Source organism: Nocardioides sp. S5-5 (assembly GCF_054954065.1).
On record NZ_CP199913.1, the window covers coordinates 1,328,256 to 1,352,286 of the forward strand.

Here is a 24,031-nt window from a genome sequence, read left to right on the forward strand (position 1 = left end):
GGGTCAGGCCGCGCGGTAGCGCTCGATCTGTCCGCCGAGCTCGTCGAACAGCGCCTGGTTGAGGCCGAACACGGCCCGCACCTCGTCGACGACCCGGTCGACCTCGGCCGGGGAGAGGTCGAGCGCGTCGAGGCGGGCGCGGTAGCCGTCCTTGTAGGGCTTCGGCTTGGGGATCTCCGGGAACTCGTAGAAGCGCACGCCGGTGTCCTCGGGCAGGTCGAAGGTGCGCTGCAGCACGCGGCCGATGACCTGGCCCCCGGAGAGGTCGCCGAGGTAGCGCGTGTAGTGGTGCGCGACCAGCAGTCCGCCCCAGGCGGCCCCGGCGCGGATCCGGTCGACGTAGGCCGCCGCGGCGGGGGAGTCGACCGTGGCCGGGTCGATGCCCGGAGCCCAGTGGGCCAGGTCGGCGTCGATCGCGGCGAGGCGGTCGAGGGCCGGGTCGTGGACGGCGGCGACGATGGCGTCGTCACGGTGCTCGGCGACGACCTCCTCGAGCGCGGCGTAGACCCGGCGCAGGCGCAGCAGCAGGTCGGCGTACGCCTCGGCGGTGAGCTTGCCCTCGAGCAGCTCGGCCATGAACGTCGAGCCCTCGGCCGCCTCGTGCTCGGCGCGCGAGCCGTCGCGCATGGCGGTCGAGAGCGGGACGAGGTCGGTCTCGGTCACAGCAGACATGCGGCGCTCCTTCGGAAGTCATTTCACTTACTGACGGATTGTCGACAAGTTTCTGACAACTTGTCAAGCCGGCGCAATCCAGATTAGCCTGTCCTAAGTAAGGTGATCCTGATCGTTGCGAGAGTGAGCCCCCGTGTTGTCCCACCCCGTCGGTACGCCGTGGCGCGTGCTGGTCGCCGCCCTGCTTGCCGTCGGCCTCCTCGCGGGCTGCGGACTGTCTGCGCCGGGGGCGTCCGAGCGCGGTGGGGGAGACACGGACGCTCAGGCAGCGCCGCTGCTGGCCGACGTCACCCCACTCGACGACCCACGAGACTGGACCGGCGCCACCCGTGCCGTCGTGGCCGACGCCGCCGTCGACCCGGTCGCCACGCCCGTGCCCGAGCTGCCCGCCACCGTCACCGACGCGCAGGGCACCGAGGTCACCGTCAAGGACGTCGACCGGGTGCTGGCCCTCGACGTCTACGGCACCCTGGCCCGCACCGTGTTCGAGCTCGGCCTCGGTGACCGCGTCGTCGGACGCGACATCTCGACCCAGTTCGCCGAGGCCTCCGAGCTGCCGCTGGTGACCCAGAACGGCCACGATCTCTCCGCCGAGGCGATCCTCGAGCTGGACCCGACCGTGATCCTCACCGACACCTCGCTCGGGCCCTGGGACGTCGTGCTGCAGATGCGAGACGCCGGGATCCCGGTCGTGGTGGTCGACAGTCACCGCGGCCTCGACAACGTCGCCGAGCTGACCGGTCAGGTCGCCGCCGCGCTCGGCGTCCCCCAGGCGGGACAGGCGCTCGTCGACCGCACGCAGGCCGAGGTCGCCACCGTGCAGGCCGCGATCGAGAACGTCGCCCCGGCGAAGCAGACCGACCGGTTGCGCACCCTGTTCCTGTACGTCCGCGGCCAGTCCGGCGTCTACTACCTGTTCGGCGAGGACTCCGGCGCCGACGGCCTGATCGACGCCCTCGGTCTGTACGACGTGGCCGAGGAGATCGGTTGGAACGGCATGAAGCCGGTCACCGACGAGGCGATCATCGCGGCACAGCCGGACCTGGTGCTGATGATGAGCGGCGGTCTGGACTCGGTCGACGGCGTGGCCGGGCTGCTCGACCGGCTGCCTGCCCTGGCCAACACGCCCGCCGGCGAGCACGAGCGGTTCGTCGACATGGAGGACTCGCAGATCCTGGGCTTCGGCCCCCAGAGCGCCGACGTCCTCAACGCGCTCGCGGTCGCGATCTACGCGCCCGAGGCGGTCTCGTGACGGCCGTCTCCTCGACCGCGTCCCGCGCCCGCTCGAGAGTCCAGGTGAGCGGGGCCGGGCTGCTGGCCGTGCTCACGGTGCTCCTCGTCGTGGCGCTCGTGGTCGGCGCCGGACAGGGACAGATGCACATCCCGCCGCTGGAGGTCCTCGGCTCGGTGCTGCACCGGATCGGCCTCGACGTCGGCCCGCTGCCCACGCACCCGCGCGCGGAGAACACGCTGTGGGACGTCCGCTTCCCACGGGTCGTGCTCGCCGCGCTGGTCGGCGCCGCGCTGGCCACGGCGGGCGCGGTCATGCAGGGCATCTTCGGCAACCCCCTGGCCGAGCCGGCCGTGGTCGGCGTCTCCTCCGGAGCGGCGGTCGCGGCGGGCTGCGTCATCGTCTTCGACGTCGCCGTCCTCGGCTCCTGGACCATCGCGGTGGCCGCCTTCATCGGAGGCCTGGTCGCCACCCTGCTCGTCTACCTGCTCTCGCGCGACGGCGGGCGCACCGAGGTCGTCACGCTCGTCCTGACCGGCATCGCCCTCAACGCCATGACCAGCGCGGCACTCGCCTTCTTGATGTTCCTCGGTGACCAGCAGGCGCGCGAGGAGATCGTGTTCTGGACCCTCGGCAGCCTCAACGGCACCCGCTGGGCGGCGGTCGCCGTGGTCGCGCCGCTGACCGCGGTCGGCATCGTGGCGGCCTTCGGCCTGGCCCGCAAGCTCGACCTGCTCGCGCTCGGCGACCGGGCGGCGTACCACGTCGGCGTGGACGTGGAACGGCTGCGCATCGTGGCCATCGTCGTCGTGGCCGTGCTCACCGCAGCGGCCGTCTCCTTCTGCGGCATCATCGCCTTCGTCGGCCTGGTCGTCCCCCACCTGATCCGGATGATCGCCGGCCCCGGCCACCTGCTGCTGATTCCGGCCAGCGCCCTCGGCGGCGCCGTGCTGCTGACCTTCGCCGACCTGTGGGCCCGTACCGCCATCGACAATGCGGACCTGCCGATCGGCATGCTCACCTCGCTGATCGGCGGCCCGTTCTTCTTCTGGCTGATCCGCCGTTCCCGTCGCACGGCGGGGGGCTGGGCGTGAGCACGGCACTCGAGGCCCGCGGGATCCGGGTCGAGCTCGGCGGTCGGGCGATCCTGGACGGCGTCGACCTGGCGGTCGATGCCGGCGAGCTGGTCGTGCTGGTCGGGCCCAACGGAGCCGGCAAGTCCACCTTGCTCGGCGTCCTGGCCGGCGACGTGCGCGCCGACGTCGGCGAGGTTCACCTCGCCGGGCAGCCGCTGGCGTCGTACGGCGCCCGGGCGGCCGCCCAGCAACGCGCGGTCCAGCTCCAGCAGCAGGGCCTCGCGTTCGGATTCCGGGTGCAGGACGTCGTCGCGATGGGCCGCTCGCCTTGGCACCGCACGCCGCGTGGCGACGCCGACGACGAGGTCGTGCGCGCCGCGATGGTCCGCACCGACGTCGACAACCTCGCCGAGCGGACCTTCCCGACCCTGTCCGGCGGCGAGCAGGCCCGGACGTCCTTCGCCCGCGTGCTCGCCCAGGAGACCCCCGTGCTGCTGCTCGACGAGCCCACCGCGGCGCTCGACATCCGGCACCAGGAGGCGGTGCTGAGCGTCGCGCGCTCGGTGGCGGCGGAGGGGGCTGCGGTCGTCGTCGTCCTCCACGACCTCTCCCTGGCCGCCGCCTACGCCAACCGGATCTGCGTGATCGCCGACGGTCGGGTCCGCGCCGTCGGTCCCGCCGCGGAGGTGCTCACCGAGGCCCTCCTCAGCGAGGTCTACCAGCACCCGGTCCGCGTGCTCGACCACGACGGCACACCGGTCGTCGTGCCCGTGCGCATCTCCCAGGAGGCACGATGCTGACCCGGGTCACCCTGCTCCTGGCCGCGGGCTCCGCCGCTCTGGCCGCCTTGCTCGGTCCGGTCCCGGCCGCGCAGGCCCAGGCGCGCGTGTCCATCTCCAGTGACAGGGGCGGCGCGGCCATCGACCCGACCTACGCCACGACGCTGCGGGTCAGCGGCAGCGGCTTCCAGTCCATCAAGGGCGGCCACGGCGGCATCTACGTCTTCTTCGGCACGGTGTCCGGCAACTGGCGCCCCAGCAAGGGCGGAGTGACCGGCAAGGACTACTTCTACGTCCCCGACAGCGAGAGCCAGGCCAACGCCGGATATCAGAAGTACGTCGCGTTCCCCGGCTCCGACACCGCCGCCTCCGCCAACGGCGGCACGGTCTCGGCCGCGGGCCGGTGGGCGACGACGATCACCGTGCCGGGCGCGACCTTCAAGGCGGTCGACCGCAACGGTGGCACCCGCACCATCGACTGCCGCAAGGTCCGGTGCGGGATCATCACCGTTGGTGCGCACGGCGTCACCAATGCCGTCAACGAGAGCTTCACGCCGGTCACCGTCCAGGACCTGTACGGCGGTACGGCTGCCGGCGACGAGAAGACGCCCGCCGACGTCGGCGGTCAAGAGGCCCCCGCCCCCACGCAGGCCGCCGACCCCGCGCCCGAGGCCGGCGCCGCGCCGCCGGCGGCGTCCGCGCCGATCCTCAGCGTCGACCGGCCCTCAGCCGTCGCCGGGCGGGCCCTGTCCTTCACCGCCCGCGGGCTGACGCCGGGCGCCCAGGTCTCGGCCGTGCTCGACGACGGCGTGGCGGCGGCGGGACCCTTCCTCGTCGGTGCCCAGGGCCAGGTGACGGGTGTCGTCACCCTGCCCTCCGAGGTCGCCGGGGGCACGCACGAGCTTCGGCTGTACGGCCTCGACGGCGACCAGTCGCCCCTGGTGCGCTTCGCGATCTCCGCCCCCGACCGCCCGGCGGCCGACGCCACGGCGGCGAACGACGACGACCAGCGGTCCACGGCCGACCGGCTGGGGATCTGGTTCTTCGCCACAGCCGGGCTCGTGCTGCTGGCGGCGGTGGCGCGCCTCCTGCTCGCGGCCCGCCGGCGAGGAGCATCGCGTGCGTAGGCCCCTCGCCGCCGTCCTCGCCGCCGCGGGGCTGGTCGCGTGGCTGGTGGCGATAGCCACGCTCGTCGTCACCCCCGCCCGGGCGGACGAGACGCCGAGCGACCCGGCGACCACCACCTCCCCGACGGAGTCGACCACCGAGCCGGCGACCGAGCCGACGGACGAGCCCACGACCGAGCCCACGACTGAGCCCACGACCGAGCCGACGGACGAGCCCACGACCGAGCCGACGGACGAGCCCACCACCGAGCCGACGGACGACGGCACCCGCACCCTGACCGACGCGGTCCTGCGTTGGGGCGTCAGCAACGAGTCCAACACCGCGGCGTTCAACCCCGGCACCTACAACTTCCTGGCCGCCGGGAAGGTCCCCGACCCGGGCCAGGGTGGCCAGCAGATCCCGGAAGGCCAGTGGCAGCAGCGGTCCGGTGAGGTCGAGGTCGAGAAGTGGAACGCCACCACGGGCGCTTGGGCCGACGCCACCTGGGCCGGGCTGCGCACCGACAGCACCGGCGCCCCGCTGCGGATCGGCACCTTCAGCAACCACCAGCTGGTGTTCTCGAAGGGGGTGGGCGAGCTCGACCTCGCGGCCGGTACCGCCCGGATCGCCTGGCAGGGCAGCGCCACGGTCGTCTACTACTCGGGCCTCTCGTTCTTCTACCTCAGCGATCCGGTGCTCGATGTCGCCGACGGCAGGGGAACCGTGACGGCGACCTTGAGCGGGTTCGGCTCCGACCAGACCGACCCGAGCAAGTGGGTCGCGATCCCACCGACCGTGGTCACGGTCGCAACCCTCCCGCAGGTGAGCTTCGGCGCCGACGGCTTCACCGTCGACCCCGCCTACCGCGGTGTCGCGGTCGAGCTCGCGGTCGGCGCGCAGGTGCGCACGGGCGAGCAGTGGGGGGCCTTCCCGCAGTCATGGGTCAGCTTCATGGAGAAGGTCGGCACGGCGGCCTTCTGGTACTCCAGCGGCGGCGCCGCCGACCCCAACAAGGTCGCCGCCCCGCTCACCGTCGCCTTCGACGCGAGCCGGGCGGCGGGGCCCGCGCCGTCCGTCGCGACCAGCCAGCCCCCGAACGTCCGCAACAGCGCACCGCCGCCGCCCAGCACGACGGTGCCCGTGCCCGTCGCGGGAGCCGGCGTCGGCGCCGGCGGTGCGCCCCCGGTCGCCGTGCCTCCGGCCGCCGGCGTACCGATGGCCGGCGACGTGGCCCTGCCCCGCCCCGCCACCGACCTGCGGCTGGCCGCGGCGACGGCGGCGCCGGCCGAGACGAGCGGGGCGCGCTCCTGGCCGTGGTGGGGCGGCGGCGCGCTGCTCCTCCTCGCCGCAGCGGCCCTCGTCGTACCCCCACCCGTTCGCGACCTGCACTGAGCAGCGTCGCCTGCCCGTCCATCTCGGGACCACCACAGAAGGGAACACACATCATGTCCACCATGACCTCGCTGCGGCGGGCCCTGGCGGCGACCACCGCTGCCGGCGTCACCGCGGCCGGCCTGACGCTCGTCGCTGGAGTGAGTCCTGCGCATGCTGCGCAGGGTGACCTCGAGTTGCGCTGGCTCATTTCCCAGCAGTTCAAGGATCACCTCTCGACCCATACCTACTCCGGCGGCGTGACCGAAGATGCAGCCGGTGTGGTCACCTTCCCGGATGGTGACGCCAGCACGGTCGGTGGGGTGGAGCAGATCGCCTACCAGGGCTCGATCACGGGCGGTTTCGCGCCGGCGCCCGGGGCCCCTGCTTTGTACTCGGTCACCATCGAGGATCCGATCATCACCCTCGACGGTACGGACAGCACGATCACCGCAACCGTGAGCGCGACGGCTCCCGGTGGTGTGGTGGCCTCGTCCGAGGAGGTGGTGCTGACGACCTTCGACAGCGACACGGGCGTGTGGGGACGCTCTGCCGAGGACAACACTCTCACCGCCACTCCGCGTTGGGAGGGTGTGCTGCCCGAAGGTGCGCAATCGGATGCGCTCGGCATCCCGGCGGGCCAGCCACTCGGCGGCAAGGCATGGGATCCCGAGTTCCTCGGCCACCTGCCGTCGTCTGTTCGTGCCCACTTCTATGCATCGGGATCGGCATCCGACCCGAAGAAGGCGCCGGCAGTGTTCACCGCCGAGCAGCCGGCTCCGACCGTGCAGGCGATCGCCACGACGTCGGCCAGTGGGGTCGCGATCACAGTCTCCGGGGACGGGTTCCGCGGGGTGACCAAGCCTGGTGACGACGGTGTCTACGTCGGGCTTGCCCCCTCCGGCGGACTGCCCGACGTCAGCAGTATCTCCCAGCAGGCAGCGTTCGCGACGTCGACCTATCTGCCTGCGGTCGCATTGGGCGGCGGTACTTTCGACATCAACCTGAGCGCCGTCTCGGACAAGCTGGATCCGCGACTGAAGTACTCGGTCTACACGTGGCAGGCCCACGCCCATTCCAACGCCAGCCAGGACACCGAGACCCCGGTGACCATCGACTGGAGCAAGCTGGGCTACCCGGTCGCGACCACCGCGACCGCGACGGTGACCAAGAAGCCGACCAGCAAGAAGAAGGGCTCGGCCACCATCGCCGTCGCGGGCGGCAAGTACACCGCGACCGGTCAGGTGCAGGTCGTCTACAAGGGCGGCAAGCTCAAGGGCAAGAAGAAGGTCAAGGTCAAGAAGACCCTCACCCTGGCCGCCGACGGCACGGTGACGGTGAAGCTGCCGAAGTCCGCCAAGGGCAAGCGCACCCTGAAGGTCACCTACCTCGGTGACCAGGTGCATCAGGCCTCGGCCACCACGAAGGTCAAGGTCAAGGTCAAGAAGTAGGTTCCGGCGCTGCGGTCCTCCGAGATGTCTCGGAGGACCGCAGCGCTCGTTCGGCTCAGGCCACGATGTCGTCGGCGAGCACGAGTGCCTGCCGTTCGAGCACGTGGTACTCGGCCGCGGTCAGCACGGTTGTGCCGGTCGTGGGGACGAGGCGGAACAGGCCGCGGGTGACGAACACGCTCTCACCGCGCGCGACGGCGATCTCCACCAATGCCAGATCGGCGACCTGGGGAGTGCCGTCCCCGCCCAGGGTGATCAGCCGAGACCCGCCGTAGCGGGCCGGGACCGCGTCGGGCTCGGCCTGCGGGTCACCAGAATGCCGATCGGCCGCCATGCACGGTCCGTCAGGATCTTCGGGCGCTGTCGGCGCCGACCGCCCGCAGCACGAACGACTCGATCGCCGCGGACGCGAGGTGTCGGGGGCTCAGGCATGCGTGGACCAGGGACAGGGTCGAGTCGAGGTCGTCGAAGTCGAAGGCGCCGTCGGCTCGGCCCTGTTCGAGCATGGCCCGCAACACGTCCTCGACCTCGATCACGTGGTCGCGGATCTCCAGCCTGGCGGACGGCGAGAGCGCGCCGTACAGCGCCGGGCCCAGGCCCATGTGGAACTTCTCGCCGGCGGCCAGGTGGTGCCGGATGTAGGTGCGCAACTGGTCGGCCGGGCCGTCCACGTCATCGAGCGCGGCGCGCAGGTCGGCGGTGTACGCCTGGGTCTCGTGGGTCGCGAACGCGACCAGGACCGCCTCCTTGTCGTGGAAGTGGTGGTAGATCGACGTGCGCCCGATCCCGGCACGCTCGGCGATCGCGCGCATGGTCACGCCGTCGAAGCTGCCCTCGCCCACGAGCTCGGCGAAGGCGTCGAACACGCGACGCTGGATCAGCTCGCGGTGGTCGCTGAGCGACTCTCCGAGGATGCGAGGCACGGTCGAAGATTAGTGGAGAGACCTGCCGGCGGCGATGACCTCGCCGCGAGCCGTGTGATCAGCGCGGGCCGGCCGCTCTCACAGGCCGTCAGGAGACCCACCTCAGCGCCCGCCCGTGCCCGTGCGTCTGGGCGACCATCCGCCCGTCGACGCCGAGCACGAAGGTGGGGTGGTGCTCGGGGATCGGCGGGCCGGTGCGGGTGACCGACGGCAGCACCTGCTTGCCCTCGTTGCTGACCCAGTGGCACCGGCCGCGACCGACCAGGTCGCGGACCAGCTCGTCGAACTCGGCACGACGCGCGGGTGGCAGGTAGGCGATGACGGCGCTGTGGAAGACGACGACCGTCCCGTACGACGACGCCCGCTCGACCGCCGCGGGCAGCTCGTCGATCAGATCGCCCCGCGCGACCACCGGCGGATCGGCGCGGGCGACCTCGATCGCCCGCACCAGCCGGGCCCGGCGCTCGTCCTGCTCGGGCCAGACCAGGGTCTCCAGCCAGGCCATGTCGTCGGCGTCGGTGACGTCGAGCGGGTGGAGGTCGATCCCGCCGCGCCAGGCCACCTCGGGCAGCGCGCTCGGAACAGGAGCGGGCCCCTTCACCCGGCACGGCAGCCGGGGGGAGTCGCCGAGCACGACGTCGCCGTCGTCGGTGGTCCAGCGGTAGCCCCAGCGGTCGGGGTACAGGCACAGCCCGGCGGAGGAGCCGACCTCGAGCAGCGCCAGCGGTCCGTCGAACCGGGCGAAGGCCGGCACCAGCGTCGCCAGCCGGCCGACCTCGTTGGTCTGCGTCGCCCGGGCCAGGATGGTGGCGCGGAGCGGCCCGGTGTCACCGAGGAGCGCGGCCCGCAGGCCGGCGTACGGGCCGGGCGCGGGGACGCCGTGGTGCCGGGCCGCCGCGAAGACCAGGTTCGGCTGCTGCTTGAGCGAGGGCAGGGTCCGGATCCACGACAGCACCTCCGGGTCGTCGGCGACGGCGCTCGCCCATGTCGTGAAGGTCGGCGAGTCGGCCGCCTCGACCGCGAAGCGGCGGTAGGACTCCTCGACCTCGGCGTACGGCTCCACGCGCGGCGCCCGGACCTCAGATCCGCGGGACGATGTCGCCGAGCAGCGCGCCCATCCGGGTGGCGGCGTTGCGGCCGGCCTCGAGGACCTCGGCGTGGTCGAGCGGCTCGCCGCTGAGGCCGGCGGCCAGGTTGGTGACCAGGCTGATGCCGAGGATCTCCATCCCGGCCTCGCGGGCGGCGATCGCCTCGAGGGTGGTGCTCATGCCGACCAGGTGGCCGCCGAGGATGCCGGCCATCCGGACCTCGGCGGGCGTCTCGTAGTGGGGGCCGGTGAACTGGACGTAGACGCCCTCGTCCAGCCCGGGGTCGACCGAGCGGCACAGCTCGCGCAGCCGGGACGAGTAGAGGTCGGTGAGGTCGACGAAGTTGGCGCCGACGATGGGCGACTGGCCGGTCAGGTTGATGTGGTCGCTGATCAGCACCGGGGTGCCGGGCGTCCAGGTCTCCTCGAGCCCGCCGCAGCCGTTGGTCAGCACGATCGCGCGACAGCCCGCGGCAGCCGCCACCCGCACGCCGTGGACGACGGCGGCCACCCCGCGGCCCTCGTAGTAGTGGGTGCGGCTGAGGAACACCAGCAGGTGGCGGTCGGGGCCACCGTCCTCGCCGGGGATCCGGATCGAGCGGATCTTGCCGGAGTGCCCCTGCACCGCCGACGCGGCGAAGCCCGGCAGCGAGGTCACCTCGATCTCCGTGGTGTCGGCCCCGCCCGCGCCGTCGAGCGCGTCGGCGGCCGGCAGCCAGCCGGAGCCGAGCACCAGCGCGACGTCGTGACGAGCCACTCCGGTCAGCTCGACCAGGCGGGCGGCGGCCTCTTCGGCCAGGGCGTACGGCGTGGGCGACTCGGTCACGGCGCGAGCCTACTCATCGTGGGTCACAGGCCCGTCGAGCGGCAGGCGCGGGTCCGCAGCCCGGCCACGTAGTCGTCGGGTGCGTCGGCCGCCTCGGCGGCGTCGGCCAGCACGCCGAGGTACGACGCCGAGGGCAGCCCGCCCTCGTACGCGTCGAGCACGTAGGTCCACGCCACGATCTCGCCGGCCATGGTCGAGATCCGCACCTTGGTCCTGCGGTAGAGCCCCGAGTCGGCCGACTCCCACTGGTCCAGGCTCGGCTCGTCGAGCGGGCTGACGTCGTAGACCGCGACGAAGACGGCGCCGATCGGGTCGGGCGCGATCGTCGCGAGGGCGCCGTCCCAGCCGTGCTCCTCGCCGCCGAAGGTCAGCCGCCAGCCGGTCAGCCAGCCGGTGGTCTGCAGTGGCGAGTGGGGGCATCGCTCGCCCATCCGCTGGGGGTCGAGGTTGGTGCCGTAGGCGGCGTACGACGTCACGGGCTCAGGCTAGACCGTCGTACGCTGCCCGAGCGTGATGCCCGACACAAGGAGGGGTCCCACTACGCTGGCTCCGTGACCCACTTCGATGTCCTCGTCCTCGGTGCCGGCCCCGGTGGGTACGTCGCCGCGATCCGCGCCGCCCAGCTCGGCAAGTCCGTTGCCGTGATCGAGAAGAAGTACTGGGGCGGCGTGTGCCTCAACGTCGGCTGCATCCCCTCCAAGGCGCTGCTCAAGAACGCCGAGCTGGCCCACACGCTGACCCACGAGAAGGCCAAGTTCGGCATCGAGGGCGATGCGACCATGGCCTTCGGCCCCACGCACAAGCGCTCGCGCCAGGTCAGCGCCGGCATCGTCAAGGGCGTCCACTACCTGATGAAGAAGAACAAGATCACCGAGATCGACGGCTGGGGCACCCTGACCGGTCCGAAGTCGGTGTCGGTGGCGCTCGAGGACGGATCCACCGCCGAGCACACCTGCGACAACCTGATCATCGCCACCGGTGCGACGGTCCGCACCGTCCCGGGTGTCGAGGTCAACGGCAAGAACATCGTCAGCTACGAGGAGCAGATCCTCGACGAGAACCTGCCGTCCTCGATCATCATCGGCGGCTCCGGCGCGATCGGCGTCGAGTTCGCCTACGTGCTGAAGAACTTCGGTGTCGACGTCACCATCGTCGAGTTCCTCGACCGGATGGTCCCGACCGAGGACGCCGACGTGTCCAAGGAGCTGGCCAAGCACTACAAGAAGCTCGGCGTGAAGGTGCTGACCTCGACCGCCGTCAAGGGCGTCGAGGACACCGGCTCCGGCGTCAAGGTCCGCGTCGCCCCCGCTGCCGGCGGCGACGAGCAGGTACTCGAGGCCGACAAGTTCCTCGCGGCCTTCGGCTTCGCCCCGCGCGTTGACGGCTACGGCCTCGAGGCCGCCGGCGTGAAGCTCACCGACCGCGGCGCGATCGAGATCGACGACTTCTGCCGCACCAACGTCGAGGGCGTCTACGCCATCGGCGACTGCACCGGCAAGCTGATGCTCGCCCACGTCGCCGAGGCGCAGGGCATCGTCGCCGCCGAGACCATGTCCGGTGCCGAGACGATGCCGGTCGAGTACGACTTCGTCCCGCGCGCGACCTACTGCCAGCCGCAGATCGGCTCCTTCGGCTACAGCGAGCAGCAGGCCAAGGACAAGGGGTACGACGTCAAGACGGCCACCTTCCCGTTCTCCGCCAACGGCAAGGCCCAGGGCCTCGGCGAGGCCGTCGGCTTCGTCAAGATCGTCGCCGACGCCGAGTTCAACGAGATCCTCGGCGCCCACCTGATCGGCCCCGACGTCACCGAGCTGCTCCCCGCGCTCACCCTGGCGCAGAAGTGGGACCTCACCGCCGACGAGGTGGGCCGCAACGTCTTCGCCCACCCGACGCTGTCCGAGGCCGTCAAGGAGGCGATCCACGGGATCGCCGGCCACATGATCAACCTCTGATTCCGGCGACCGTCCGGGGAACGGGAGCACCATGACGCGCGTCGTGATCGTCGGTGGCGGACCCGGTGGCTACGAGTCGGCCCTGGTGGCCGCCCAGCTCGGGGCCGAGGTCGTGGTCGTCGACTCCGACGGGCTCGGCGGGTCGGCGGTGCTGACCGACTGCGTGCCGAGCAAGACCCTGATCGCGACCGCCGAGGTGATGACCGACTTCAGCGAGGCCGGCGAGCTCGGCATCGACGTCGCGGCGCCGCGCGTCGACCTCGCCCGGGTCAACGAGCGGGTCAAGGCGCTCGCGCTCGCCCAGTCCGCCGACATCGAGAGCCGGCTGGCGCGGGAGGGCGTCACGGTCGTCCACGGCCGGGGACGCCTCGACGGCCCGTCCCGGGTGGTGGCGACGCTGGCCGACGGCACCGAGACGTCGTACGGCGCCGACGCGGTGCTCGTCGCGACCGGCGCCACGCCGCGGGTGCTCGACACCGCCCAGCCCGACGGGGAGCGGATCCTCACCTGGGAGCAGGTCTACGACCTCGCCGAGCTGCCCGAGCACATCGTCGTGGTCGGCTCGGGCGTCACGGGCGCGGAGTTCGCCAGCGCCTACCAGTCGCTCGGCATCCCGGTGACGCTGGTCTCCTCGCGCGATCGGGTGCTGCCCGGCGAGGACCAGGATGCCGCGCAGGTGCTCGAGGACGTGCTCACCCGCCGCGGCATGACCGTGCTGTCGCGCTCGCGGATGCAGTCGGTGACCCGGGCAGGCGACGTCGTGACCGTCACCCTCCAAGACGGCCGCGAGGTGACCGGCTCGCACTGCATCCTCGCCCTCGGCTCGGTCCCGAACACCGCCGGCATCGGCCTGGAGTCGGCCGGCGTGGACCTCGACGACGGCGGCTTCGTCAAGGTCGACCGGGTCTCGCGGACCTCCGCGCCGGGCGTGTACGCAGCCGGCGACTGCACCGGCGTGTTCATGCTCGCCTCGGTCGCGGCCATGCAGGGCCGGATCGCGATGGCCCACGTGCTCGGCGACGCGGTGCAGCCGCTGGACCTCGGCGTGGTCGCCTCCAACGTCTTCACCGCCCCCGAGATCGCGACCGTCGGCGTCACCCAGCAGCAGGTCGACGCGGGCGAGGTGCTCGCGGAGGTCGTCATGCAGCCGCTCGCGACCAACGCGCGCGCCAAGATGCAGGGCGTCGTCGACGGCTTCGTGAAGCTCTTCGTCGCCCCCGGCTCGCGCAGCCTGCTCGGCGGGGTGGTCGTGGGACCGCGGGCCTCGGAGCTGATCCACCCCGTCGCGCTCGCCGTGACCGAGCGGCTCACCGCCGACCAGCTCGCCCAGACCTTCACCGTCTACCCCTCGATCAGCGGCTCGATCGCCGAGGCCGCCCGCCGCCTGCACCAGGTCTGAGGCCTGAGAGGATGGGGGTCATGCGCGTTCACCTCGGCTGCGACCACGCCGGCCTCGAGCTCAAGTCCCACCTCATCGGCTGGCTGAGCGAGCACGGCTACGAGCCGGTCGACCACGGCCCGTTCGTCTACGACGCGCTCGACGACTATCCGGTCTTCTGCCTGCGGGCCGCCGAGGGCGTGCGCGCCGACCGCGAGCAGGGCCTCGACAGCCTCGGCGTCGTCATCGGCGGCTCCGGCAACGGCGAGCAGATCGCCGCCAACAAGGTCGAGGGCGTCCGCGCGGCCCTCGCGTGGTCGGAGGAGACCGCCACCCTGGCGCGCGAGCACAACGACGCCTGGGTCGTCGCCGTCGGTGGCCGGATGCACACCCTCGAGGAGATGACGCGGCTCGTCGAGGTCTTCCTGGCCACCCCGTTCCCCGGCGACGAGCGCCACGTGCGGCGCATCGGCCAGCTGACGTCGTACGAGACCACGGGCGAGCTGCCGCCGCTCCCCGAGTCCGCTCTCGGGCACCAGGACTGATGCCCGAGGGTCATACCCTCCATCGTCTCGCCGGCGAGCTGACCGCGGTCTTCGGGGGGAGCCGCGTCCGGGTCGGCAGCCCCCAGGGCCGCTTCGCGGAGTCCGCCGCCCAGCTCGACGGCGCCCTGCTCGTCGACGCCGAGGCCTGGGGCAAGCAGCTGTTCATCCGGTTCGAGGGCGAGCGGTTCGTCCAGGTCCACCTCGGTCTCTACGGCACCTTCGACATCCGCACCGGCGTCGACGAGATCCCGCTGCCCGTCGGCCAGGTCCGGCTGCGCCTCGCCCTGCCCCGCGCGTACGGCGACCTGCGCGGTCCCACGACCTGCGCCCTGGTGACCGCGGCCGAGCGCGCCGCGGTGGTCGCGAAGGCCGGCCCGGACCCGCTGCGGGCCGACGCCGACCCCGAGCGGGCGTGGGCCCGGATCGCCAGGAGCAGCGCGCCGATCGGCACCCTGCTGATGGACCAGACGGTGCTCGCCGGCGTCGGGAACGTCTACCGGGCCGAGGTGCTGTTCCGGCATCGCATCCACCCGCTGCGTCCGGGTCGCATGCTTCGGCGTACGCAGTGGGGTGCGATCTGGGACGATCTGGTCGTGCTGATGGGGGAGGGGGTGCTGACCGGGCGGATCGACACCGTCCGGCCGGAGCACACCCCCGAGGCGATGGGCCGTCCCCCGCGGGTCGACGACCACGGTGGCGAGGTGTACGTGTACCGCCGCACGGGACAGCCGTGCCACGTGTGCGGGGGCAAGGTGCGCACCCAGGTCCTCGGCGGCCGCAACCTGTTCTGGTGCCCGCGCTGCCAGCCGGCCCCTCGTTCGACTTCCAGTCGGTCCCGGGCGGGGCGATGATCCGCGGCCGGCGCCGGCCACGCCCCGACATCGTCCTCGCCTGCCTCCTGGGGCTCCTGGCCGCGGCGGTCGTGGTCGCCATCGCCGCGATGCCCGCCGACGTCCCGGTCAACCTGGTCTTCTTGCCGCTGGTGCTCGGCATCCTGTTCCTGAGCAACCGGGTGCTGCGCTGGTTCGCGGCGTTCGTCATGGTCGCGCTCACCGGCGCGGCGGTCCTGCAGGAGACCTTCCAGGTGCGCGTCGTCGTCGCGCTGTGTGTCATGTACGGCGTCTCGGTCCTGGTGATCATGCTGTCCCTGCGCCGCGACCACGTCGGTGTCGGCCCGCTGCGCGGGCAGTCGATGCTGGTCGACCTGCGCGACCGGATCCTGGCCCAGGGCCAGATCCCGGACCTCCCGGCCGAGTGGCTGGTCGAGTCGGCGCTGTCGTCGGCCGGCGGCTCGCCGTTCGCCGGCGACTTCGTGGTCGCCACCGCCAGCGACCGGGGCCGGCGCGTCGAGCTGGTCGTGGTCGACGTGTCCGGCAAGGGCGAGGCGGCCGGCACCCGGGCGCTCCAGCTCTCCGGCGCGATGGGCGGCCTGGTCGCGGCGCTGCCGCCCGCCCGCTTCCTCTCGGCGGCCAACGACTACCTCCTCCAGCGCGCCTGGGAGGAGGGCTTCGCGACCGCCGTCCACGTCTCGGTCGACCTGCGCACCGGCGACTTCGAGCTCCGCTCGGCCGGCCATCCGCCCGCCGTCCAGCGCGAGGCCGGCTCGGGCCGCTGGCGGCCGCTGCGTCCCGAGGGGCCCGTCCTCGGCATCGTCGACGACGCCGAGTTCGGCTGCCACCGCGGCCGGCTCGCCCCCGGCGACAGCCTGCTGCTCTACACCGACGGCATGGTCGAGGAGCCGCGTCGCGACATCGACCTCGGCATCGACCACATGATGGGCGAGGCCGAGTCGCTGCTGCGCGGTTCGTGGGACGGACTGGCCCGTCGCCTCGTCGCCGCCGTCGGCTCGCCGGACGACGATCGGGCGCTGCTGGTGGTCCACCGCCGTCCCTGAGCGTGGCCCGGGTTGGGGCGCACGCCATGCGATGTGGCACGATTGCGCGTGGTCTTCGGCCGTGCGCGAGCGCAACCGGGGCCGGTCGGGGATGTAGCTCAATGGTAGAGCCTCAGTCTTCCAAACTGATTACGCGGGTTCGATTCCCGTCATCCCCTCGAAGTGCGGCCCAGCCAACCGAGCGCCGGGCCGTTCCGCGGGGCGTAGCGTAGTGGCTAGCGCGCCTGCTTTGGGAGCAGGAGACCGCAGGTTCGAGTCCTGTCGCCCCGACAGATCGCCCCGATCGGCGGGCCCTCGTGGCCCGTGCATCATCCCGGACAAGTACAAGTAGGAGAACACCTGTGAAGAGCGCCGTCGAGACCTTGAGCCCGACCCGGGCCAAGCTGACCGTCGAGGTGCCCTTCGAGGAGCTCAAGCCGAGCCTCGACGCGGCGTACCAGAAGATCGCGAAGCAGATCAACGTCCCCGGCTTCCGCCGCGGCAAGGTCCCGCCCCAGGTGATCGAGCGTCAGTTCCCCGGAGCCGCCCGCGAGGAGGCCCTCAACGACATCCTCGGCAGCAAGTACGTCGAGGCGCTCCAGGAGAACAACCTCACCCCGCTCGCCCAGCCCGAGGTCGAGGTCGTCAAGTACGACGACGAGGGTCCCCTCGAGTTCACCGCCGAGGTCGACGTCAAGCCCGAGTTCGAGCTGCCGGCGTACGACGGCGTCGAGGCCTCCGTCGAGGACCTCGAGGTCACCGACGAGGACGTCGCCGAGCAGGTCGACGCGCTGCGTGAGCGCTTCGGCACCCTCATCGACGTCGAGCGCGCGGCCCAGGACGGCGACTTCGTCGTCATCGACCTGGTCGCCACCAACGACGGCGAGGTCGTCGACGGCGCCGAGATCTCCGGCTTCTCCTACAAGGTCGGCAACGGCGGCATGATCGACGGCCTCGACGAGGCTCTGGTCGGCATGGGCGTCGACGAGGAGAAGACCTTCACGACCCAGCTCGTTTCCGGCGACCTGGTGGGCCAGGACGTCGAGGTGGCCGTCAAGGTCACCCAGGTCCAGGAGCAGGAGCTCCCGGAGCTCGACGACGAGTTCGCCCAGGAGGCCTCCGAGTTCGACACCCTCGACGAGCTGCGTGCCGACGTCCGCGAGCGGCTGACCCGCGGCAAGCGTCTCGAGCAGGCCGCCGCCGCCCGCGACGCCGTCCTCGAGGTGCTGCTGGAGAAGGTCGAGATCCCGCTGCCCGACAGCATGGTCACCGAGGAGCTCAACGCCCGGCGCGGCAGCCTCGAGCAGCAGCTGGCGATGGCCGGCATGACGCTGGAGAAGTACCTCGAGGACGAGCAGCAGACCCAGGAGGAGTTCGAGGCCGACCTCGAGCGCCGGGTTCGCGACGCCGTCGCCGCGCAGTTCCTCCTCGACGACATCGCCGACAAGGAGGAGATGGGCGTCGACCAGGGCGAGCTGACCCAGCACATGATCCGCCGCGCCCAGCAGTCCGGCCAGGACCCGCAGGAGTTCGTGAACCACATGTTCGAGCACAACCACGTGCCCGACCTGGTCCAGGAGATCCGCCGCGGCAAGGCGCTCCAGCTCCTCGTCGAGGGCGCGACCGTCAAGGACGCGGCCGGCAACGTGCTCGAGCTGAAGAACCTGCAGGCCGACGGCACCATCGGCGAGCCCGCGGACGAGGCTGCCGACGAGACCGCTGCCGACGACGCCGCTGAGGACGAGGCTCCGGCCGAGGCCTGATCCGCTGCACACTACCCGCTGAGTGTACGACTGTACACTCAGCGGGTAGTGTGCGTTCCATGACCACTGCCCCGACCGTCGTGGACGCCCTGGCCCTGGCGAGCGCGGTCGTCGACGACCTGGTCGTGACGACGGCCCGCGACACCCATCAGGCGATCGCGCGCCGCGCCCACGGTCTGGTCCGACGCGGCGTCGGGCCGGCCGCCGTGCCGGCGGAGGTGCTGCACCGCGGCATCGCCGCGACCGTGTACGGCGCCGTGGCCCTCTCCTTCCGCGGCGCCAGCCTGGGCCTGACCCGTCTGGCGGAGGCGGGGGTCGGGCCGGCACTCGAGGCGGGCCCGCGCGGCCGGTTCGTCAACGCCGCCGTCAACGGACTGATCGGCGACGAGATCCGCCGCGAGCGCCCGCGCCTGGCGATCGAGATGGGGGTGCGGCGCGAGGGACGCGACGTGCCGCTCACCCCGGCCGGCGTGAGCCGGGCGTTCCCGGAGGCGACCGGCCGGATCGTGGTGTTCGTGCATGGTCTGTGCGAGAACGAGGACTACTGGCGGCGCCACCGCGACCGCCTCGGCTCCACGTACGGCGAGAGCCTGGCCGCGCGCGGCTGGACTCCGGTCTACCTGCGGGCCAACACCGGGCTCCCGCTGCGTGAGAACGGCGTCGTGCTGGCCTCCCTGGTGCAGCGGCTGGTCGACGCCTGGCCGAGCGAGGTCACCCGGATCGCGCTCGTCGGCCACTCGCTGGGCGGCCTGATCCTGCGGGCCTCCTCCGCGGTCGTGGCGGAGGGGGAGGGCCCGGCGGCGTGGACCCGGCTGGTCAGCGACGTCGTCACGCTCGGCACACCACACCTCGGCTCCTGGTTCGCGATCGGGGCGGACCACGCCAGCCGCACCCTGGCCCGCGCGCCCGAGGTGGCCGCCTTCGGCCGGGTCATCGACCGCCAGGCACCGGGCATCCACGACCTGATCGAGGGCCTCGCGCACGACGTGCCGCCGCTGCCGCACGCCCGCTACCGCCTGGTCTCGGCCACCTTGACCCGCTCCGCGCGGCACCCGGTCGCGCAGGCCGTGGGCGACCTGCTGGTCACCCCGCGCTCCGCCGTCGGCCGGGACCGCCGCGGCACCGACCTGTTCCCCGACGCCGAGGTGCTCCACCTGGCCCGCACCGACCACTTCGGGCTGCTCAACCACCCCGAGGTCCACACCGCGCTGGCCCGCTGGCTCGCCTGAGCATTCCTCCCGCGGGAGGTGGTGGCCCGCCGGCGCACGCCATCATGATGATCCCCATGACGACGAACGCCGCGCGCGAGCTGCGCGCCGAGGCCGTGATCGAGGCGCCGGCGGCGCACGTGTGGGCGCTGCTGACCGACTTCGGCCAGCTGGCCGGGTGGAGCCCGGAGACGGTCCGGATGGTGCCGCTCAAGCGGGGCGGCCTGCGGGTGGGGCAGTGGTACCTCGGCATCAACCGGCGCAAGGCGGTCGTGTGGCCGACCCGCTCGGTCGTCGTCGACGTGGAGCCGGAGCGGCGGCTGGTGTGGGACACGCCGTCGAGCGGTGCCCAGTGGGTCTGGGAGCTCGAGGCGGACCCGGCCGACACCGGCCGCACCCGGGTCGTCCACCGGCGTCCCGTCCCGCGCTCGCTGAGCCTCGGCAGCCGGATCGTGGCCCCGCTGCTGCTCGGCGGCAACGACGAGCACGCCGCCGAGCTCGAGGCGGGCATGGCCACCACGCTGGCCGGGCTGAAGGCCGCCGCCGAGCGCTGAGCCGGGTCAGCCCGGGAAGCCGGTGAACCCGACGAGCGTGCTCGCCCCGACCAGCCACACGGCGCTGGGGGAGACGTACGGCCCGCCGGGCGAGACCCCGTCGTCGTACCCCTCCTTGCCGATCGCGCTGACGTCCTTCTCCCACGCCACCTCGCCGGAGGTGCGATCGAGGGCCTGCACGACCCAGGAGGTGGCGTCGTCGCTCGCGACCTGGACGAAGGCGTCGGGCGTCTCGGTGGGGGCGACGTCGGTGCCGGGGCCGGCCCAGAGGGTCTTGCCGGTCTCGGCGTCGAGGTACGTCGTCAGCATCTTCTGGGCCTTCGTGTCGTACCCGGTCACCGCGACCTGGGCCCGGTCCTCGGTCCAGCGCCACCCGGCCAGGTCGTCGCCGAGGTCGGGGCGCTCCCAGACCGGCTGGCCGGTGGTCACGTCGTAGAGCGTCGAGCCGACGCCGAGGCGCCCCTCGGTGCTCGTCAGGCGCTGGTCCTGGGTGTCCCACGGCTGGCCCTCGAGCGTGAGCAGCACCTCGTCGCCGAGCAGCACCTCCAGCTTGTCGTTGCCGAAGCCGCGATGCACCGTCCACGGCCGCTCGAGGAAGGAGCCCTTGCCGAGGTGGGTGCTGCCGAGCACCCGTCCGCTGGCCCGGTCGAGCTCGAACTGGGTGGCGTCGGGCTGCCCGGAAGGGGTGTCCTTCCAGGCCGCGACCGACACGTCGTCACCGCCGAGGTCGAGCGCGGGGGAGCCGGCCCCGAAGCCGCGCAGCTCGTCGGCACCGGCCGGCCCGTCGGGCCACACGCTCCTCAGCGTCGTCGCGTCGAGCGCGGCGACCGCGAACGGCGGCGGGTAGGCGGTCTCGTCGGCGCCCGCGGGAGTCACCACGACATAGAGCACGCCGTCGTCGAGCACGGGCACGCTGCCCGGCGCGACGCTCACCTCGGCGCCGGCCCCCGCGCCGCCCGTCTCTGGGTTCACCTTCACCAGGGCGTTGCCCCGGGCGCAGTAGAGGGCGGCGTGGTCGGGCGTCCAGCAGCCGCCGTAGTCCTTGCCCCGCCACAGCACCTCGCCGGCACCGGAGACGCCGACCAGCAGCGCCGCGACGCCTCCGTCGGCGTCGTCCGTGCCGTGGTCGGTGATCGCGGCCACCAGGACGTCGCCCACCACCACGCCGCCCGGCTGGGGGACCTCGTCGTCGCCCACCGGCGCCAGCGGCGCGAACCGGCCGCCCGGCAGCACCGTGTCGGCCCGCAGCTCCCAGGTCGTCGCGGGCTCGTGGAGCACGGCGGCCGCGGCCGCCGTGCTGCCGCTCGCGGCCGGCCGCTCAGGGGCGTCCCCGCCCGCGTCGCAGGCGGTCAGGCCGAGGGCCGCCACGAGGGTGACGGTGGCGACGAGACGGCCGGTCGGTCGGGCCGCGGGCATGGGACCTCCTGGAGCGCTCGGGCAGTCGGCTTCCCGGCAGGCTACCCGGGGGGACGACGACCGATCCGGCCCGGCCGTCGCGAATCTGCTGTCGGCGAACAGCGGCGTCGAACGCGTGGATCTGTCTCCCGCTGCGGCTAGGGTCACTTGCGTGACTCATAATCTTCCCGGTGGCCCCGTGCGTGGTCATGAGATGAACGGCGGAGCGGGGATCAGCTTCCTCGACGACAACATCTACAGCCGGCTGCTGCGTGAGCGGATCGTGTTCCTCGGCTCCGAGGTCCGCGACCAGAACGCCAACGCGATCTGCGCCCAGCTGCTGCTGCTCTCGGCCGAGGACCCCGAGGCGGACATCTTCTTGCACATCAACAGCCCCGGTGGCTCGGTGGACGCCGGCATGGCGATCTACGACACCATGAACTACATCCCCAACGACGTCGCCACGGTCGGCATGGGCCTGGCCGCCTCGATGGGCCAGTTCCTGCTGTGCGCCGGAGCCAAGGGCAAGCGCTACGCCCTGCCGCACGCGCGGATCATGATGCACCAGCCGTCGTCCGGCATGGGCGGCTCGGCCTCCGACATCAAGATCCAGGCGCAGCAGTCGCTGCACATCAAGAAGGTGCTCCTCGAGCTGATCGCCGAGCACACCGGCCAGACGGTGGAGCAGGTCACCGAGGACGCCGACCGCGACCGCTGGTTCACCGCGCAGGAGGCCCTCGAGTACGGCCTCGTCGACCAGGTCATCAAGAGCGCCCGCGAGGCGTCCGACGAGGGCCGCCCGGCCCACAAGAAGGACTGACATGAACTACTACATCCCGCAGTGGGAAGAGCGGACCTCCTACGGCTTCCGCCGGATCGACCCCTACGCCAAGCTGTTCGAGGACCGCATCATCTACCTCGGCACGCCGATCTCCGACGATGTCGCCAACGCCGTCATCGCCCAGCTGCTGTGCCTGCAGTCGATGAACCCCGACCAGGACATCAGCATCTACATCAACAGCCCCGGCGGGTCCTTCACCGCACTGACCGCCGTCTACGACACGATCCAGTTCATCAAGCCGGATGTGCAGACGGTGTGCATCGGCCAGGCGGCCTCGGCGGCGGCGATCCTGCTCGCCGCGGGCGCCAAGGGCAAGCGGCTCGCCCTGCCCAACAGCCGGATCCTGATCCACCAGCCCTACACCGAGGGCACCTTCGGCCAGACCTCCGACATCGAGATCCAGGCCAACGAGATCCTGCGGATGCGCGAGCTGCTCGAGAAGATGATCAGCGACCACTCCGGCAAGTCGATCGACGAGGTCAGCCGCGACATCGAGCGCGACAAGATCCTCACCGCCCAGGGTGCGATCGAGTACGGCCTGATCGACTCCGTGCTCGAGTCCCTCAAGCAGACCCCGGCCCTGGTCTGAGCCCCGGCTCAGGCGACGACGAAACAAGACCGATGAGCCCGACGTCCCCCTCGTGTCACGCTCCCGCCGGAGCGTGGCAGGGGGTACCGTCGGGTAGTTCGATTGTGAGGAGGATCCGTGGCACGCATCGGTGACGGTGGCGACCTGTTGAAGTGCTCGTTCTGCGGCAAGAGCCAAAAGCAGGTCAAGAAGCTCATCGCTGGTCCGGGTGTCTACATCTGCGACGAGTGCATCGACTTGTGCAACGAGATCATCGAGGAGGAGCTCGCCGAGGGCTCCGAGGTCGAGCTCGCGGACCTGCCCAAGCCCAAGGAGATCTTCGAGTTCCTCAACTCCTACGTCATCGGGCAGGAGCAGGCGAAGAAGTCCCTCGCGGTCGCGGTCTACAACCACTACAAGCGGGTCCAAGCCGGCGTGCAGCCGCTGGGCAGCGCCTCGGGGCAGGGCAAGCACAGCAAGGACGAGGTCGTCGAGGTGGCGAAGTCCAACATCCTCGTCATCGGCCCGACCGGCTGCGGCAAGACCTACCTCGCGCAGACTCTGGCCCGGATGCTCAACGTCCCGTTCGCGATCGCCGACGCCACGGCGCTGACCGAGGCCGGCTACGTCGGCGAGGACGTCGAGAACATCCTCCTCAAGCTGATCCAGGCCGCCGACTACGACGTCAAGAAGGCCGAGACCGGCATCATCTACATCGACGAGATCGACAAGGTGGCCCGCAAGGCCGAGAACCCGTCGATCACCCGCGACGTCTCCGGTGAGGGCGTCCAGCAGGCGCTGCTGAAGATCATCGAGGGCACCACCGCCTCGGTGCCGCCGCAGGGCGGCCGCAAGCACCCCCACCAGGAGTTCATCCAGATCGACACCACCAACATCCTGTTCGTGGTGGGCGGCGCCTTCGCCGGTCTGGAGCACATCATCGAGCAGCGCGTCGGCAAGAAGTCCCTGGGCTTCACCGCCGAGCCGCGGGGCCAGGCCGAGCGCGACGCGGACGACCTGCTCTCGCTCGTGAGGCCCGAGGATCTCACCAAGTTCGGTCTGATCCCCGAGTTCATCGGCCGGCTGCCGTTGATCGCGAGCGTCAGCCCGCTCGACCAGGACGCCCTGGTCCAGATCCTCACCGAGCCGCGCAACGCGCTGGTCAAGCAGTACCAGAAGCTCTTCGAGCTCGACGGCGTCGAGCTGGAGTTCACCGACGACGCCATCGGCGCGATCGCCGACAAGGCGCTCGAGCGCGGCACCGGCGCCCGCGGCCTGCGCGCGATCATCGAGGAGGTCCTCCTCCACGTCATGTACGACGTGCCCAGCCGCGGCGACGTCGAGAAGGTCGTGGTGACCCGGGAGGTCGTCGACGACGACGTCGCGCCGACGCTCGTGCTGCGCGAGACCAAGAAGAAGAAGTCCGCCTGA

The 24,031-nt window shown here is 71.9% G+C and carries 23 protein-coding genes, 2 tRNA genes and 1 pseudogene; 18 read left to right on the plus strand and 8 right to left on the minus strand.

What is annotated here, in order from left to right; all coding sequences use genetic code 11:
* Positions 1-3: 3 nt before the first annotated feature.
* The gene (locus ACUP6Y_RS06295) at positions 4-672 is read right to left on the minus strand and encodes a biliverdin-producing heme oxygenase (protein ID WP_462554846.1); all 669 of its coding nucleotides are present in this window, start codon (positions 670-672) and stop codon (positions 4-6) included.
* A 133-nt stretch (positions 673-805) separates the two neighbouring features.
* On the opposite strand from ACUP6Y_RS06295, the gene ACUP6Y_RS06300 reads away from it, so the two are divergent.
* From ACUP6Y_RS06300 to ACUP6Y_RS06315, 4 genes are read left to right on the plus strand one after another with little or no spacing between them, the layout of a single operon-like run.
* Positions 806-1,924: a heme/hemin ABC transporter substrate-binding protein gene (locus tag ACUP6Y_RS06300; protein ID WP_462554847.1), complete on the plus strand. Its 1,119-nt coding sequence runs from the start codon at positions 806-808 to the stop codon at positions 1,922-1,924.
* The gene (locus ACUP6Y_RS06305; RefSeq protein ID WP_462554848.1) at positions 1,921-2,997 is read left to right on the plus strand and encodes a FecCD family ABC transporter permease; all 1,077 of its coding nucleotides are present in this window, start codon (positions 1,921-1,923) and stop codon (positions 2,995-2,997) included. The genes ACUP6Y_RS06300 and ACUP6Y_RS06305 overlap by 4 nt, the downstream gene beginning before the upstream one ends.
* Positions 2,994-3,779: a heme ABC transporter ATP-binding protein gene (locus tag ACUP6Y_RS06310; RefSeq protein WP_462554849.1), complete on the plus strand. Its 786-nt coding sequence runs from the start codon at positions 2,994-2,996 to the stop codon at positions 3,777-3,779. The genes ACUP6Y_RS06305 and ACUP6Y_RS06310 overlap by 4 nt, the downstream gene beginning before the upstream one ends.
* Entirely contained in the window at positions 3,773-4,885 is a 1,113-nt protein-coding gene (locus ACUP6Y_RS06315; protein WP_462554850.1) for a hypothetical protein, read from the plus strand. The genes ACUP6Y_RS06310 and ACUP6Y_RS06315 overlap by 7 nt, the downstream gene beginning before the upstream one ends.
* Before the next feature lie 189 nt (positions 4,886-5,074).
* Here the strand turns inward: ACUP6Y_RS06315 and ACUP6Y_RS06320 are convergent.
* A pseudogene (locus ACUP6Y_RS06320) lies at positions 5,075-5,227 on the minus strand (hypothetical protein); the annotation flags it as partial.
* A 1,092-nt stretch (positions 5,228-6,319) separates the two neighbouring features.
* Here ACUP6Y_RS06320 and ACUP6Y_RS06325 point away from each other — a divergent pair.
* Positions 6,320-7,687 carry an HtaA domain-containing protein gene (locus ACUP6Y_RS06325; RefSeq protein WP_462554851.1) on the plus strand — a complete coding sequence of 456 codons (1,368 nt, stop codon included), beginning with the start codon at positions 6,320-6,322 and terminating at the stop codon, positions 7,685-7,687.
* Between the two features lie 55 nt (positions 7,688-7,742).
* Here the strand turns inward: ACUP6Y_RS06325 and ACUP6Y_RS06330 are convergent, their stop codons facing one another.
* The 5 genes from ACUP6Y_RS06330 to ACUP6Y_RS06350 form a co-directional block, all read right to left on the minus strand.
* A complete protein-coding gene (locus ACUP6Y_RS06330; RefSeq protein WP_462554852.1) occupies positions 7,743-8,021 on the minus strand; it encodes a hypothetical protein in 279 nt (92 codons plus the stop codon).
* A gap of 10 nt (positions 8,022-8,031) precedes the next feature.
* A complete protein-coding gene (locus ACUP6Y_RS06335) occupies positions 8,032-8,610 on the minus strand; it encodes a TetR/AcrR family transcriptional regulator (protein ID WP_462554853.1) in 579 nt (192 codons plus the stop codon).
* Positions 8,611-8,698: 88 nt separating this feature from the next.
* Positions 8,699-9,673 (minus strand): DUF2332 domain-containing protein, encoded by a 975-nt coding sequence (locus ACUP6Y_RS06340; protein ID WP_462554854.1) that lies wholly within the window; start codon positions 9,671-9,673, stop codon positions 8,699-8,701.
* Between the two features lie 16 nt (positions 9,674-9,689).
* On the minus strand, positions 9,690-10,523 hold the full coding sequence (locus ACUP6Y_RS06345) for a purine-nucleoside phosphorylase (RefSeq protein WP_462554855.1): 834 nt from the start codon (positions 10,521-10,523) through the stop codon (positions 9,690-9,692).
* 23 nt (positions 10,524-10,546) lie between these two features.
* Complete coding sequence (locus tag ACUP6Y_RS06350) at positions 10,547-10,999, minus strand: gamma-glutamylcyclotransferase family protein (RefSeq protein WP_462554857.1); 453 nt, start codon at positions 10,997-10,999, stop codon at positions 10,547-10,549.
* Between the two features lie 75 nt (positions 11,000-11,074).
* Between ACUP6Y_RS06350 and lpdA the strand changes: the two genes are divergently transcribed.
* The 10 genes from lpdA (at position 11,075) to ACUP6Y_RS06400 (ending at position 19,796) form a co-directional block, all read left to right on the plus strand.
* The gene (gene lpdA, locus ACUP6Y_RS06355) at positions 11,075-12,475 is read left to right on the plus strand and encodes a dihydrolipoyl dehydrogenase (RefSeq protein WP_462554859.1); all 1,401 of its coding nucleotides are present in this window, start codon (positions 11,075-11,077) and stop codon (positions 12,473-12,475) included.
* Between the two features lie 31 nt (positions 12,476-12,506).
* Positions 12,507-13,874 carry an NAD(P)H-quinone dehydrogenase gene (locus tag ACUP6Y_RS06360; protein ID WP_462554860.1) on the plus strand — a complete coding sequence of 456 codons (1,368 nt, stop codon included), beginning with the start codon at positions 12,507-12,509 and terminating at the stop codon, positions 13,872-13,874.
* 20 nt (positions 13,875-13,894) lie between these two features.
* Entirely contained in the window at positions 13,895-14,398 is a 504-nt protein-coding gene (locus ACUP6Y_RS06365) for a ribose-5-phosphate isomerase (protein WP_462554861.1), read from the plus strand.
* Positions 14,398-15,249, plus strand: coding sequence for an Fpg/Nei family DNA glycosylase (locus tag ACUP6Y_RS06370; RefSeq protein ID WP_462554862.1), 852 nt, complete (start codon positions 14,398-14,400; stop codon positions 15,247-15,249). The genes ACUP6Y_RS06365 and ACUP6Y_RS06370 overlap by 1 nt, the downstream gene beginning before the upstream one ends.
* The gene (locus ACUP6Y_RS06375; RefSeq protein WP_462554863.1) at positions 15,189-16,292 is read left to right on the plus strand and encodes a PP2C family protein-serine/threonine phosphatase; all 1,104 of its coding nucleotides are present in this window, start codon (positions 15,189-15,191) and stop codon (positions 16,290-16,292) included. The genes ACUP6Y_RS06370 and ACUP6Y_RS06375 overlap by 61 nt, the downstream gene beginning before the upstream one ends.
* Positions 16,293-16,379: 87 nt before the next feature.
* Positions 16,380-16,450: transfer RNA gene (locus tag ACUP6Y_RS06380), tRNA-Gly, on the plus strand.
* A gap of 39 nt (positions 16,451-16,489) precedes the next feature.
* Positions 16,490-16,562: transfer RNA gene (locus ACUP6Y_RS06385), tRNA-Pro, on the plus strand.
* Between the two features lie 71 nt (positions 16,563-16,633).
* The gene (gene tig / locus ACUP6Y_RS06390; RefSeq protein ID WP_462554865.1) at positions 16,634-18,034 is read left to right on the plus strand and encodes a trigger factor; all 1,401 of its coding nucleotides are present in this window, start codon (positions 16,634-16,636) and stop codon (positions 18,032-18,034) included.
* A gap of 59 nt (positions 18,035-18,093) precedes the next feature.
* Entirely contained in the window at positions 18,094-19,263 is a 1,170-nt protein-coding gene (locus ACUP6Y_RS06395) for an esterase/lipase family protein (protein WP_462554867.1), read from the plus strand.
* Between the two features lie 56 nt (positions 19,264-19,319).
* Entirely contained in the window at positions 19,320-19,796 is a 477-nt protein-coding gene (locus tag ACUP6Y_RS06400; protein ID WP_462554869.1) for an SRPBCC family protein, read from the plus strand.
* Between the two features lie 6 nt (positions 19,797-19,802).
* Here ACUP6Y_RS06400 and ACUP6Y_RS06405 read toward each other — a convergent pair whose 3' ends face one another.
* A complete protein-coding gene (locus tag ACUP6Y_RS06405; protein WP_462554870.1) occupies positions 19,803-21,212 on the minus strand; it encodes a hypothetical protein in 1,410 nt (469 codons plus the stop codon).
* 193 nt (positions 21,213-21,405) lie between these two features.
* Here ACUP6Y_RS06405 and ACUP6Y_RS06410 point away from each other — a divergent pair, with 193 nt between their 5' ends.
* The 3 genes from ACUP6Y_RS06410 to clpX all read left to right on the plus strand — a co-directional run bounded on the left by ACUP6Y_RS06410 (position 21,406) and on the right by clpX (position 24,031).
* A complete protein-coding gene (locus tag ACUP6Y_RS06410; protein ID WP_462554872.1) occupies positions 21,406-22,011 on the plus strand; it encodes an ATP-dependent Clp protease proteolytic subunit in 606 nt (201 codons plus the stop codon).
* A 1-nt stretch (position 22,012) separates the two neighbouring features.
* A complete protein-coding gene (locus ACUP6Y_RS06415) occupies positions 22,013-22,621 on the plus strand; it encodes an ATP-dependent Clp protease proteolytic subunit (protein WP_462554873.1) in 609 nt (202 codons plus the stop codon).
* Between the two features lie 117 nt (positions 22,622-22,738).
* Positions 22,739-24,031 carry an ATP-dependent Clp protease ATP-binding subunit ClpX gene (gene clpX / locus ACUP6Y_RS06420; protein ID WP_462554874.1) on the plus strand — a complete coding sequence of 431 codons (1,293 nt, stop codon included), beginning with the start codon at positions 22,739-22,741 and terminating at the stop codon, positions 24,029-24,031.